The sequence below is a fragment of the Brevibacillus sp. NSP2.1 genome, assembly GCF_000470975.2.
GTDB lineage: Bacteria > Bacillota > Bacilli > Brevibacillales > Brevibacillaceae > Brevibacillus > Brevibacillus agri.
Genome location: NZ_CP048274.1, coordinates 2,496,608 through 2,509,306 on the forward strand (window position 1 = coordinate 2,496,608; position 12,699 = coordinate 2,509,306).

The following is a 12,699-nucleotide window of genomic DNA, read 5'->3' on the forward strand; positions in this document are numbered from 1 at the left end:
GAGCGACGAGTATGAATTTTATCATTGACTGGTTATCCTTTTATTTGATTGAACAGCCTGAGGAAGAAGACGGCATCAAGCAGGTGCGCATGACGCGCTACCTGGGCCATGATGAATATCAGCGCAGCGAGCTTCGTGACTTTTTGGACGGGGAGTTTGCCCGCATCGCCAAACGCAAGGTCGAAATGAATCCGAAGACGGAAGGGACGCCGACCAAGCTCGGCCAATTCGTGGTGGAGCCGGGACATCCGCTCGACTCCAATCCGAACTACGCGCTGCTGAACCGCTTGCTTGCGGCCGAGACGCCTGGCGAGAGCAAGGAGCCGTGCCAGGAGCTGGTGCAGTCGTACTTGCGAACCTCGCAGGTGCGGGGCGGCGTGCTGATTGTCGTGCGCACGCGCCTGGAACTGCTTGATGAACGCTACGTGTTCATTTTGAAATGCGATTTTGAACAGAAAACGGCAGTCATTACGGATGAAAAAAGCCTGATTTCCAATGTGCGAATGGCGATCAACGCGAAAAACATGAAGTCGCTGATGTATCCGTACATGATCGAATCCGGGATGAACGATCCGTATCACGTGAAAATTCACCAGTTTTCCCATGCGCGCTACTTCGAGGAATTTTTGCGCTTTATTGAATATCCGCAAACGGTGACGCAACTCGTCTCCGATGAGGTCATTTCCTTGGCCCGTCAGCATATCGAATACACGTATCCTGAGGAATCCGAGGAAAGGGTGCGGGAGGAAGAAGCGATCGAACTGATCGCAGCAAGCCCGAAGCGGGAGCTGGCGGAGAAGTGGGAGCACGAGACGGTCATGGAAGCGATGCACATCATTACCGACCGCCAGCCGGAAGTCGAACTGAAATTCAAGCTCGATCACATGCAAATTCGCACACTGCTCGCCGATTACGGCTCGAATTTGCACATTGCCAAGGTGAACGGACGGTATTTGGTCGTGTTGGAGGGGGAGCAGCTCCAGTTTGAGCGGGGAGTGTCTCCGGTGGAGTTTGCGAAGCCAAAATCATTGGCCGAGGTCGTCAAGGAGATCGAGGAGCGCAGCAGCCACTACGCAAAGCCAATGGTCAGCATGCCAAGCGCCGTCGACGATACACCGCCTTGGGACTAAACGATGAGGGGGACTACCGCCATGCAGGAAAAAGGACTGATTCTGATCGGGCAGGAACAAAACGTGTATCCTGTCCTGCGCCATGTCTCTATCGCCGAGAAGTTTCCCGGTCGCTTTGTCGTCCGGGAGCACACAGCAGATACGCGCGTGCTGTATGCGCTTGACCGTGGCGAAGGCTACGCGCTGATTGAGACGGGCATGCTCGCTCAGGTCGGTTGGACAAACGAACAGCTCCACCAGTACGCGATGGACAATTTGCAAAAGCTGCCGTACACGGTGAAAACGCAGGAAGTGGCGGGCAACCGGATTCATTTTATCAGCCCGCCGGACGGCTACGCGGCAAGCCGGATTCTCCTGGACTCTCTGCTGCGCCGGTTTGACCAAGAAAAACGTGGAGACTCGCTCGGCGTGGCCATTCCGCATCAGGATGTGCTGATCGTAGCGGACATGACCGGGGAAGTCGGCGCGAACTTGCTCGCCCGCCTGACCTACGATTTTGCCTCCAAAGGCCAGGTGCCGATTGCCGTGTTGCCGTTTTTTTGGGAGGATGGAGAGTTGACGCCGTTTCTCGTCGTCTCGCACGACAAAGACAGCAAGCCGAATAACAAGTAGAAAGCGCGAGGGGCTCTCGCGTTTTTTTGTTTTGCAGCCGGGCAAGCAGGGGTTAATGCAGGCTCTAGCGGTCGAAGTTTGTTGCTTTTTTTGTCTGAGTTATCTTGTGGTAGAATCTGACTGGAAGCAAAAATTGCCAGGCAGGTCTGAAAAAGGGAGCGTCACTATATGCACATGCGCAACTTCATGATTGGCCAATACGGTCAATTCGATCACAAAAAGTACAAACGAGACTTTAAAAAAGGGTTTTACGGAATCGAGGCGTGTCTGCTTGCCGCAGAAGAAGACGTTCAAACCTTGCAGCGGGAAGCGCAAGTTAAAGGTTTTCAGATCGGCGTTCATTTTCCCCTCAGGGCGGGAGAATCTCCATTCAGGGACGCGTTGTTCATGCACCCCGATGATGGACTGCGAAGCGAAGCATTTGCGCTTGTCGAGCGCGAATTGCAGTACATGCAAGTGCTCAAGCCCGTTTATGTTTTGTTCCATTATCCAAAGCCCGTCATTTTGGATGATCGCGTCGACTGGCAAGAGTGGCGCTTTGCAGACGCCAGCGAGTACGTTTTTGAATCGGAATATTCAATTTCCGCTTTTGTGGAAAGAAGCGAGAGGTTGTTTGCTTGGCTTAGCGAAAAGGGAGAGGCGTATCAGTTTGTCCCCGTCTTGGAATTTGATGCGCTCAATCGGTACGTATATGAGACAGATGTGGTAGAAAAACTGCTTATGAAATATCCGAAGATCAAGCTGTGCCTGGACAGCGGCCGACTATTTTTGCAAGACAAAATCGACCCGCACTTCGATTCGAGGCGAGTGGTGAAGATGTATGCGAAATACGCCTGGAGTCTCCATCTGTGGACGATGAAAGCGACGGATGTTTTTTCCCACAATCATTATCCTGTGCTGCCAGCCTGTAAGCCTGAATTTGGCTGGGCGCCAATCGAAGACTACTTGCGGATTGTGAGGGAGATAAACTCGGATGTCAAAATTATGTTCGAGCATCGCTCCGAGCTGATCGACGACAAGCAACTGATGACCTGCTACACCTGGGTGGAACAACTGCTGTACGGGGAACGGGAGCGGGCCGATAGCTAAGCCAATCTACTCGCCAAGCAACAACTCCACAAACCGTCCCGCCTCGTGAATCAGCCAGTAGGGCTGCCGCGGTCCGTATATGTACAGGTCTGTCGCAACAGTAAGCATGTTGCGCACACGCTGCTCATCTCCCATCATGCGGGCACACACGCCCATGACCATCCACGGATACGTGTCGCCAGTCACAAACGCATCGAAGCGAGGAAATGCTTTCGTTATCCGCTCATAGAGCATGGAGGGGACTGTAGGCTCGCACAAGCTGTACACAATTGGAAACGCCTGTGAGGTGACATCTGGATACCATTTTCGCCAGCCGGGATGGGAGCGGTCGTACATTGCGTACGAACGGCGCAGGCGGCTGTACATGCCGGCAATTCCGGCCTTGCAGGCGGCGGCGCGCACAGAAGCCTCCTGTGCCAGCAGCGCATTGCCGAGCGAGGCAAACAAGTAGTGCGCGTCATCCAGTCCTTTAGCGACCTCGCAATTGTCCATCAAATATTTGACGCGAAACGAATGTTTGGCCCAGGTCAGGCCGTCTGTTTGCTGCAGCCGGGCAATCCCTTGCAGCAAGTACGCGAGCACGTCCTGATTGGCTTCGAGCCAGGAGCAATCGCCTGTGCTGCGGGTCCACTCCGCGACGACAGAGAAAAAAGTCGCGTGGTAGCTGTCTTCGCTGTCGGCTGCCCCCGTGTCGAGCTCTTGTCCGCGATCGAGGCGAAAGTCGTTGATGTAACCGTCCGCATTCAAATGCTGCACATACCAATCCATGTAAGCGCGGACCGCCTCCCACTCTTGTAGCCGGACAAGCGCGATCAAGGCCAGATTGGTAAAATACGGATTGATCTGATCCCGGCCAGGTCCCAGCAGAAAAGCCCCGCCAGGAAGCTGGCAGGACAAAAGATAGTCACGTTGATGGGCAAGCAGATCGCTGCGGGCGTCGTACATAGAGGTGTGGCCTCCATTCTCAGGTGAACGTTGTCACCAATTTTACGCCGTATTCCATCCAGTGCAAAGCCCGCATGTACGAGGCGGCGTCAATCGCAGGCAGTTGTGCGGGCTTTTCCACCTCCTGATGCCATTTTTCGTCCCGGAACCAGTCGACGCCATCGGCGGGCGCGTGCTCGACGTCAGCCCAGACGGCGTGCAAGGAGGGACTGTACAGCTTGGGCTGTCCGGGCATTAGCTGGTCGCCCTCCAGTCGCAGCTCGTAGCCTTTGTCCGCTTGCCTAGAGCGGCGGCGCGGGGTAAACAGATGCGGCCAATAGTCTGCGCGCGAGCCGGTATGCCGGATGCGCGTGCAAAACGTGCGCATTTTTTCCAGCCGCTGGCGATCTGCGAACAAAAGCTGGTACAAAGTCTTCCCGATGGCGATGCGCTGGATGAGATCCGGAAAATGATGGACGTTCACTCCGGCGATACTCAGTCTTTTGTCAGTAGGGTGCGCCTTGTAGGGAAACAAAATCTGGTTGAGAGAAAAAAGCGATTGCGTAAAAAACGCATACGTGGAAAAAATGCGTTTCATCGTAAACGGTTTATGTACGACGCGCTGCTCAATGTACTGCTGTTCGTTGACGATCAGGGCGCGCGTGAGCCGCGAGCTGTCGCCTGACGCGAGGAACTCCTGCCAGTACGGCTGCATGAATACGGAGACGCCAAGTGGTGCGAGCAGTGAAGTCAAATCCTCGCCACGCCGCTTCATCTCGGCATACAGGAGCAGTTGCGGGTAGGCATCGTAAAAAATCAGCCAGTTGCTTCGTTCCAGCATCCAGAAAAACGGCTCGATTTCCGCTTCGTCCAAGATGGCGGGAAGCCATTCGCCTTTCAAATCGGTCATGTTCCAACCGCCGTTGCGCGAGACGAGGTGGGCGAGCAGCGCCCAGTGGACTTCCTCATGCTGGCGGTAAAAATTGAGATACGCCTGGGTGCGGGTGACGTTGTTGCGGTTGGCGATGTCCGTTTGCCGCCTGATCTGGGCGACGAGTCCTTGGTGGTCGAGAGAAGTAATCGTTGTCATGGTCATGAATGCTCCTTGCCTTTTGCCATTGGAACAGGCCAGCGAGGGGAAATGGGGAAATGCTTTAGTTGTTGAGAGGGTGAAAAAAGCAGGTCATGAAAAACGACCCGCTTTCGTTTCAACCAATCATTTCCAGGACCAGAAGCCGAACGAGCAATTTTTCCTTGGCTTCTTCCCACGATTTGGCGAAGATGACAACATGCTCGGATTGAAACTGGGTTTCTGCGACAAACATGCCGTCCTGTTCGTAAATGTTCATAGATGATCGTCCTTTCCGCTGCCTTTCAAGCATTGTATGCTATCATCAGAGAGATGATGCATACAAAAGTGCTGGAAAAAGCAAGCAGGAAGGTGGAAACACGGTGAGAATCAAGCTGACGAAGGAAGCTGTAGACCAATTGCAAAAAGCGACGCGACCGGTGCGGATCAACGGCGAGCTGGTAGGCGGCTGTGGAATGACGGTCGAATACGCGCTCTGGCTCGATGAGGCGACACCGCAGGATCAGGTGATACAGGTCGAGGGGATGACGCTGTTGCTCGACCCGGAGACGATCGCGTACATCGGCTCGGAGGCGCTGACGATTGACTACCGTCCGCAGCAAGGCTTTCGCCTGGTCACGCCTGAGCAAATCGTGGCTTACGGCCTGTCGCTCAAAGAGCGCTGGGGCTGACGTTTTTACTTGGGCAAAAATTGCAGGATGAACGCGAGAATCCCGGCAGCGATGAGCGGGCCGACTGCGACGCCGCGGAAAAACGTGACGCCGATGATCGTTCCGAAAAGCAGTCCCGTGACGATCAACGGATTGCCAGCCATCAGCGCCGTTCCTTTTCCCGCCAGATAGGCGACGAACACGCCGATGACGACGGCCAGCACCGTTTGCCAGTGGGTGAACAGGTCCAGCATGGAGGCGGGAGTGATTTTTCCGCTCGCAAGCGGCGTGAGAATGCCGATCGTCAAAATGATGATGCCAATCTGCAAGCCATGCTGCTCAAGCACCGGGAAAAACCGTTCCAGCGACAGAAGCCGCATCAGCAAAAGAAGCGCTACCGCGATCGAGACGGTCGCATTATTTCCCACGATGCCGAGCGCAAGCAAAAGCAGCAGCGCAAGATTGATGACGTCCATGGCGATTGTGCTCGCTTTCGTTTTTGCCAGTAGTATATCCAGACGCGGCGGGGCTCGTGTTCGGCCAACAAAAAAAGAGATCAGCATGCTCATCGGCGCTGATCTCTTTTTTCGTTAGTCGTACCAAAGTTCCAGCATGCCGACCGGAAAGCCGGTCTGCTCGTCCGAATCAGGAAAGCGGCCCCAGGCAAACACGCCGTTGAAATAATCAATGGTAAACGGCTGATCGTAGTTGGCGACACTGTACTTTCCGCCAATGCGAAATTCTCCCGTCCCCAAGTAATACGACTTCGCCATGAAATACTTTTGCGTAATAATGGCAAGCTGTGACTCGTCACCCAGTTTCTTTTTCTCCTCGGCTTCCACGTGCAGGCGTTCCATCTCCTCCTGCAGCTCAGCGAGAGTCATTTGACTGTACAAACGCAACGGACTGCCTCCTTTCCATACAGGTATATTGTAGCAAAAGACAGGGGAAAAGGCGATGGATGGAGAATGCTCTAACGGGAATGGAGGAGAAGAAAACAATGACACGATTTGACTTGACTGGAAAAAAAGCAATCATTACCGGAGCGGGCAGGGGCATCGGAAAAGCGCTGGCTGTCGGTCTGGCGGAGGCAGGCGCACAGGTTGCGGTCGTCTCCCGAACCGAGTCGGACTTGCAGGAAGTCGTGCAAGCGATTGAGGCAAATGGCGGGGTAGCTTGTCCGATCGCAGCGGATGTGACGGAAGCAGGGGCGGCGGAAAAAGTCGTAGCCCAAGCCCTGGACGCTTTGGGCGGCTTGCATATCCTCGTGAACAACGCAGGCATGAACATCCGGAAAAAAGCCCATGAAGTGAGCGAGGCAGAGTGGGATCGCATCATGGACCTGAACCTGAAGGCGGCGTTTTTCTTGAGCCAGGCTGCCGCGAGGACGATGTGCGAGCAGCGCTACGGACGGATCGTCAACATCGCGTCTGTCGCAGGGCTTGTGGCGCTGCGCACGGGAGTGGCCTACGGAGCGAGCAAGGCAGGCGTCATTCAGATGACGCGCGTGCTTGCGCTGGAGTGGAGCAAATTCGGCGTCAATGTCAACGCGATTGCGCCGTGGTATTTCCGCACGCCGCTGACGGAAGCGCTGTTGAATGACGAGGCGTTTGTGCAAGAAGTGTTGCAGCGGACTCCAAGCGGACGGATTGGCGATGTGGAAGATTTGGTTGGCCCTACGATTTTCCTTTCGTCCGATGCGGCTGCCTACATATCCGGTCAAACGATTGCGGTAGACGGCGGAATGTCCGTGTACGGCTTTTGACGATTCGCCATGAAAAAGGAGACGGCAACCATGAATATGCGCATCGCAAGCGCCAAAGACGCACCGATTTTGACTTCGCTCATGCACGCCGCGTTTCAGGCGGCGGTTCCGCCATCGAGCGCCCTTTCGGAGACGGTGGAGGATGTCGCGACACAACTGGCAGAGGGGAGAGAACAAGCGGCCATTTGCTGGGAGGACGATCATCCGGCAGGGATGGTGCGGTTTTTAGTGGAAAGCTGACTCGCTTTACTTTTTTTCGGCTCTCCGTCGATCCTTCCCGGCAAGGCAGAGGAATCGGCCGTTCGATCATTCGCTGGCTGGAAGCGTGGGCGGCCCAAAACGGAAAAGCAGCGTTGACTTGCCGAGTGAGGATGGAAATGGAAGCAAACATGAGGCTGTACCGTTCGGAAGGCTTCGTGGTGACGCAGGAGGAAATCGTGCAAAGGGAAGGGACGACAGGCATCCCTACTGCGCATATGCGAAAAACCATCGGTAACTAGCAAAAAAAGGGGCATTCCCGCAGGGGGAATGCCCAATTATTTGGGGGCGATTGAGAAAAGGCACGATTGGCGCATGTGACTGGATTGCTCTCACCCAATACAGTCAATCAGCCAGCTACTGTTAGCGTAGGCATACGTAGATGGAACACTTCGATCTACCCATGCTTACGTTAAAGAAGTCATTCTAGGAAGAACATCGTACTTTTTCTCAATGCGTTGAAAAAGTGCTTACACTGACAAGATATCAGCTAAAAGTAAAATTGTGATAAAATGAAAATAAAGTATTATTAAATTTTTCGCGATTAACGGGCAAAACGGTGGTTGCCGATCACGACTGTCTGGGGCCTGGACCAGATCCATTTGGATGTGGCGGTATCAGGATTGAAGAAGTAGAGGGAGCCATTGGTCGGATCCTTTCCATTCACCGCATCCGCGACTGCCCTTCTGGCGCTCTCATTTGTTTGGGACGAGAGTCTGCCGTTACGGACTGGCGAAAACGCGTTGGGAGCGAAAATGACCTCCCGTACCGTATTTGGAAATTGTGAAGAAGCTACCCGATTCAATACGACAGCGGCAATCGCTACCTGTCCCTCATACGGTTCACCCCGGCCTTCCGCATAGACCAACCGGGCAAGCAGTTCCATATCCCTATCTGAAATTTTTCCTTTTCCATGCCGAATCACTTTGCGGCGATCGTCCCGGCTGACTTGGACAGAATCGCGCTTTACTTGTGTGGCAGGGATAGCAGTTTTTGTTTCCTTTTTGGCAGCCTGTACGGGAGCCGCTGTGGCTTGTACCGGAACAGGCGCTGTTTTCTTCACGTGAGGTGCCGAAGCGCTCGTCGGCGTGACGAACAGGCACAGAAGAAGCAAGGCAAAACTGTTGAGAAAGAAGAAAAAGCGCATTCGCGCTTCTCGTGTCTTCATGGTGAGAACCACTCCTTTTCGCTTTTTGCTTTTGATTGCGGAAGCGAATCGGGTCTTTAGCAAGTCTAGCGGGAATGGTTGGATAGCGCAAGAGGAAATTGGTCCCACGGTACTATTTACTAAAACAGAAAGTTGTGAAAATGAGAGGGGCGAAAAGCAGCAGATGCTTGTATCTCCTGTGCTCTCAAAGCAAAACACCACTGTGCAAGCACAGTGGTGTTTTGCTGTTCTAGTCTGAAAGTCTTACTTTTCGGTAATGGTTACGGTGTTGATTTTGATCGGTTGCTCCGGCACGCTCAGTTCGCCCGTTTGCGGATTTTTCTTCACTTTCGTGCCCGCAATTTTTTGCACGACATCCATTCCGCCTACGACTTTTCCGAAAATGGTGTAATTCGGTACGTTTTCCAAACCTTCTACATCTTTTCCGGAACCGATGAAAAATTGGCTGCCGTTTGTGTTGCGTCCAGCGTTAGCCATCGCGACCACGCCGACTTCGTATTTGTGGCCGTTTTTCAGCTCGTCCTCGAACGTGTAGCCAGGGCCGCCGGTTCCGTTGCCCAGCGGATCGCCCGTCTGGATCATGAAATCTTTGATGACGCGGTGGAAAGTCAGACCGTCGTAAAACTTGTCTTTGGCCAAAAAGACGAAGTTGTTCACGGCAATTGGCGCGTCTTTGGCGAACAGATCAATCGTAATGTCTCCCATTGTAGTGGAGATTTTCGCTTGATAAGTCTTGTTTTTGTCGATCTGCATGGCAGGAGCTTTGTCGTACTTTTTCTCGCCAGTAGGGCCTGGAGGCTGGGCAGGCTCCTTGGAATCAGGTTTTGCAGTTGGCGTAGTCGGCTGAGTAGGCTCTGTCGGAGCCGTTTCGTTGCTTGCACTGGAACAACCCGTAACCAAGGCGATTGCCATCAGACATGTGAACAGGGTCATGAAAAACTTTTTCATCTTGTGCACCTTCCTTTGTTTCTTACCTATTGGGTAGTTCGGTTTCGAATTATAGCACAAATGGACAGGCAAATGCCAATCAGCTAGTCTGTCCAGCTTCTGGCATGGTATGATGGTAGAAAAAGGGTGATCGACGTGGGCGAACGATTCGAAACGACTACCGTGCATATTGGACACGCGCCTCTGAGGCAAGCGGAGAGCAAGTCTACCCCGATTTACCAGACATCTGTTTTTGCCTTCGATAGCCTGGAAGAAGTCGAAAAGTACTACGCGGGCGAAGGCGAATATTTGTACACGCGCAACGGCAATCCGAACCAGGCCGAGCTGGCTTTTGCCGTTGCCCGTCTGGAGCAAGCGGAGGCGGGGGTCAGCGCGGCATCCGGCATGGGGGCGATCATGGCTGGCTTGCTTTCGATCCTCTCCCCCGGCGATCACGTTCTCGCCTCTCACGAAATATACGGAGGCACTTACGCGTTGCTGCAAAAAGAACTGTCGCGTTTTGGCATCGAGCTGGAGTGCATCGTGCTTGACGAGGGGACCCATTTGGCGAGCCGCGTACGGCCTACGACAAAGCTGTTTTTCGTGGAAACGATTACCAATCCGCTGCTCACGGTGGTCGATCTGCCTTCCTGGATTCGCCAGGCAAAAGAACTCGGCCTGTTTGTCATGGTCGACAATACGTTTGCGACGCCGTATCTCGTCCAGCCGATCACCTTTGGCGCGGATTTGGTCGTGCACAGCGGAACCAAGTACATCGGCGGGCACAGCGACGTGACGTGCGGTGTGCTGGTCGGAAGCCGTCCGCTCATCGAGCGCGCGACGGAAATCGTCGTCAATTACGGCGCGTCCCTCAGTCCGTTCGAAGCGTGGCTGGCGGCGCGCGGGCTGAAGACGTTGGCGGTCCGAATGGAGCGGCAATGCGACAATGCGCGCGAAGTGGCCAGGTTTTTGCAAAGCCATCCGGCTGTCAGCCGCGTCTACTACCCGAGCCAGGAGGCGACGTCGTTTTTCGCCAGACCGAAGCAAGGGGCGATGGTGTCGTTTGCGCTTCGGGATGAGAGTGAGATTTACGAGTTTTACCGGGCCCTGGACTGGATCCAGTTCGTGCCGTCTCTGGCCGGAGTAGAGACGAGCGTTTCCCATCCGGTTACGACCTCGCATCGCGCTTTTTCCGAGGAACAGCGGCAGGCGACCGGGATTACGATGGGACTGGTCCGCATGTCTGTCGGGATCGAGGCCATCGACGACATTTTGAGCGAGCTTGGCCGTGCTTTAGGGAAGTAATTGAAAAAAGGATGGTCCGTTGTAACTTCTTGACGGGCCGTTCGTATAACTTAAATAGGATGGAGCCGGGAGGAATGGCGTGCTTGTATCCCGGCTCGATGCAACAAAATGGGAGAAACCGAGGAAACCGCAATGGGAATGGCGATAAAGCGTTCCGCGCAACCATCGGACCCAGCATCTGGAGACTATTACGAATCTCGTCCTTTTACCGAACTGTACGACGAGTATTTCGACCGCGTGAACCGTTATTTGCGCTGCCGTGTCCAGAGTACGTGGGATGCCGATGATCTGACCACCGTGGTCTTTTTGAAAGCGCTGGAAAAATTCGATCAATACAGCAGAACGAGTCCGTTTGCCTCCTGGATATTCCGTATTGCTCACAATACATACGTGGACTTTATGCGAAAAAACAGGGAGCTTCCCGTCGACCAGGAGGACTTTTTGGGAAGCGAACCGGATGATACGTGGCAGCCGGAACGGCAGGCGTTGACCAACGAGGAAATTCGTCTGCTTCGTGACCGGCTGGACTTGTTGTCGCAGGATCAGAAGGATGTCCTCATGCTTCGCTATTTTGCCGACCTGAAAATCAGTCAGGTCGCTGAAGTGCTTGGCAAGACAGAATCGAGCATCAAAATGATCTCCTATCGGGGCTTACAAAAACTTCAGAAGATGTACGAAAGGGGGGACTCCGAATGAGAGAGGAGGAGAAATACCCCCAAGGTCACAATGACGATCAGACTGTAGCTCAACTCCTGACCCATTTGAAGCGTATGCGCCGTTCTGTCCCTGTCAACTACCAGTTGAAGGCTGATTTGAGAAAGCAGTTGCTGGAACGAATGAAAGAACTGGAAGCAAAAAAAGGGCAGGCTCAAGGAGGACAACAGCCGTGGAAGAGACGCAAGCTGCTCTGGATTAGCTGTGCGGCGCTGGTTGTTGCGCTGTCCGTCGGGGTTTGCCTGTGGTGGGGCAGAGGTGCCGTGACGATCCAAAAGCATGAGGTGCTCACTTTGCCTGCCGAATCGTCTGTGGAACAGGTGGATATCGACAGGTCCGCGACACAGATTGCCTACATCGCCCATCAGTCCGAGCTGCGGACGCTTCCGATCGACGGCGACACAAAGCCTGCCACTGTCAAATTGCCTCCGACAAAAGGCAAGTACGTGGCGGTGGCCTGGTCGAACCAGGGCAAGCAAATCGCGGTTGTCGAGCAGGCCGAGCAGATGTCCCGGCTGTGGATCGTGGAGCTGCCAACGGCGTACAGCATGGGCAGCAGTCGTCTTTTAAAGGAAGAAGAAGGCGTCGCCTACAGCTCTCCAAGCTGGTCGCAGCATGACGACTCGATTGCCTATACCCGCTCGAAAGGCGGCAATGACGAAATTTGGGTCAGCAGCACCATTTCCTTTCAGGAATGGAAGCTGACCGAGGGCTCGCAGCCGGAATGGTCCCCAGATGGACGCTTTTTGGCGTTTCGCAAGGAAGGGGCCGTGCAGGTCATGGAAATGCGCACAGGGCTGATTTCGATGCTCGGACAAGGCCAGTGGGCTTCCTGGCGCTCCGAGCAGGAGCTGACCTATACGCAGCCGGACGGCCAGTTAATGGTAGCCAACGTGGGAGACGAGCCTTTCGTGACAAAAGAGCTGCAACTGCGCAACCAGCATGCTGCCGAGCTGATCCGCGGGAATTGGGCGGCAAAAGGAAAGCAAATCTTGCTTATTTCGCGTGAAAGTCAGCCGCGGGAGCTGGTTGTTTCACTGGCGTCACGATAACGAGCGGAGGAACAA

17 protein-coding genes are annotated in these 12,699 nt (G+C 54.2%); 10 read left to right on the plus strand and 7 right to left on the minus strand.

The features are described 5' to 3' along the window. Positions 1-11: 11 nt before the first annotated feature. The 3 genes from M655_RS12580 (at position 12) to M655_RS12590 (ending at position 2,831) form a co-directional block, all read left to right on the plus strand. Entirely contained in the window at positions 12-1,130 is a 1,119-nt protein-coding gene (locus M655_RS12580; protein WP_005835755.1) for a DUF3900 domain-containing protein, read from the plus strand. A 21-nt stretch (positions 1,131-1,151) separates the two neighbouring features. After that, positions 1,152-1,742 carry a DUF1444 family protein gene (locus tag M655_RS12585; protein WP_005835753.1) on the plus strand — a complete coding sequence of 197 codons (591 nt, stop codon included), beginning with the start codon at positions 1,152-1,154 and terminating at the stop codon, positions 1,740-1,742. Between the two features lie 168 nt (positions 1,743-1,910). Beyond that, positions 1,911-2,831 carry an apurinic/apyrimidinic endonuclease family protein gene (locus M655_RS12590; RefSeq protein ID WP_312027485.1) on the plus strand — a complete coding sequence of 307 codons (921 nt, stop codon included), beginning with the start codon at positions 1,911-1,913 and terminating at the stop codon, positions 2,829-2,831. A gap of 6 nt (positions 2,832-2,837) precedes the next feature. Here M655_RS12590 and M655_RS12595 read toward each other — a convergent pair whose 3' ends face one another. The 3 genes from M655_RS12595 to M655_RS12605 form a co-directional block, all read right to left on the minus strand. Further along, complete coding sequence (locus M655_RS12595; RefSeq protein ID WP_005835750.1) at positions 2,838-3,776, minus strand: hypothetical protein; 939 nt, start codon at positions 3,774-3,776, stop codon at positions 2,838-2,840. Between the two features lie 19 nt (positions 3,777-3,795). Next, positions 3,796-4,851 (minus strand): DUF2515 family protein, encoded by a 1,056-nt coding sequence (locus tag M655_RS12600; protein ID WP_026557280.1) that lies wholly within the window; start codon positions 4,849-4,851, stop codon positions 3,796-3,798. A 112-nt stretch (positions 4,852-4,963) separates the two neighbouring features. Next, positions 4,964-5,104, minus strand: coding sequence for a hypothetical protein (locus M655_RS12605; RefSeq protein WP_007786995.1), 141 nt, complete (start codon positions 5,102-5,104; stop codon positions 4,964-4,966). 103 nt (positions 5,105-5,207) lie between these two features. On the opposite strand from M655_RS12605, the gene M655_RS12610 reads away from it, so the two are divergent. Beyond that, positions 5,208-5,516, plus strand: coding sequence for an iron-sulfur cluster biosynthesis family protein (locus tag M655_RS12610; protein WP_005835746.1), 309 nt, complete (start codon positions 5,208-5,210; stop codon positions 5,514-5,516). Between the two features lie 5 nt (positions 5,517-5,521). On the opposite strand, the gene M655_RS12615 is transcribed toward M655_RS12610, so the two are convergent. Next, complete coding sequence (locus M655_RS12615; RefSeq protein ID WP_025845972.1) at positions 5,522-5,971, minus strand: DUF441 domain-containing protein; 450 nt, start codon at positions 5,969-5,971, stop codon at positions 5,522-5,524. Positions 5,972-6,085: 114 nt separating this feature from the next. Then, a complete protein-coding gene (locus tag M655_RS12620) occupies positions 6,086-6,397 on the minus strand; it encodes a YfhH family protein (RefSeq protein WP_005835742.1) in 312 nt (103 codons plus the stop codon). A gap of 98 nt (positions 6,398-6,495) precedes the next feature. Here M655_RS12620 and M655_RS12625 point away from each other — a divergent pair, with 98 nt between their 5' ends. From M655_RS12625 to M655_RS12635, 3 genes are read left to right on the plus strand one after another with little or no spacing between them, the layout of a single operon-like run. After that, complete coding sequence (locus M655_RS12625) at positions 6,496-7,260, plus strand: SDR family NAD(P)-dependent oxidoreductase (RefSeq protein ID WP_005835740.1); 765 nt, start codon at positions 6,496-6,498, stop codon at positions 7,258-7,260. A gap of 30 nt (positions 7,261-7,290) precedes the next feature. Beyond that, positions 7,291-7,500, plus strand: a complete 210-nt coding sequence (locus M655_RS12630; protein ID WP_007787000.1) for a hypothetical protein — start codon at positions 7,291-7,293, stop codon at positions 7,498-7,500. Next, on the plus strand, positions 7,446-7,760 hold the full coding sequence (locus M655_RS12635) for a GNAT family N-acetyltransferase (RefSeq protein WP_157179557.1): 315 nt from the start codon (positions 7,446-7,448) through the stop codon (positions 7,758-7,760). Before M655_RS12630 ends, M655_RS12635 begins: the two co-directional genes overlap by 55 nt. 302 nt (positions 7,761-8,062) lie before the next feature. Here M655_RS12635 and M655_RS12640 read toward each other — a convergent pair whose 3' ends face one another. Then, positions 8,063-8,686 (minus strand): cell wall hydrolase, encoded by a 624-nt coding sequence (locus M655_RS12640; protein ID WP_026557279.1) that lies wholly within the window; start codon positions 8,684-8,686, stop codon positions 8,063-8,065. A gap of 243 nt (positions 8,687-8,929) precedes the next feature. Further along, complete coding sequence (locus M655_RS12645; protein WP_005836293.1) at positions 8,930-9,634, minus strand: peptidylprolyl isomerase; 705 nt, start codon at positions 9,632-9,634, stop codon at positions 8,930-8,932. 135 nt (positions 9,635-9,769) lie between these two features. On the opposite strand from M655_RS12645, the gene M655_RS12650 reads away from it, so the two are divergent. The 3 genes from M655_RS12650 (at position 9,770) to M655_RS12660 (ending at position 12,684) form a co-directional block, all read left to right on the plus strand. After that, positions 9,770-10,918: a trans-sulfuration enzyme family protein gene (locus tag M655_RS12650; RefSeq protein WP_007787007.1), complete on the plus strand. Its 1,149-nt coding sequence runs from the start codon at positions 9,770-9,772 to the stop codon at positions 10,916-10,918. A 132-nt stretch (positions 10,919-11,050) separates the two neighbouring features. Next, positions 11,051-11,614: an RNA polymerase sigma factor gene (locus M655_RS12655; RefSeq protein WP_007787010.1), complete on the plus strand. Its 564-nt coding sequence runs from the start codon at positions 11,051-11,053 to the stop codon at positions 11,612-11,614. After that, positions 11,611-12,684 carry a TolB family protein gene (locus tag M655_RS12660; RefSeq protein ID WP_026557277.1) on the plus strand — a complete coding sequence of 358 codons (1,074 nt, stop codon included), beginning with the start codon at positions 11,611-11,613 and terminating at the stop codon, positions 12,682-12,684. Before M655_RS12655 ends, M655_RS12660 begins: the two co-directional genes overlap by 4 nt. Positions 12,685-12,699: the final 15 nt, after the last annotated feature.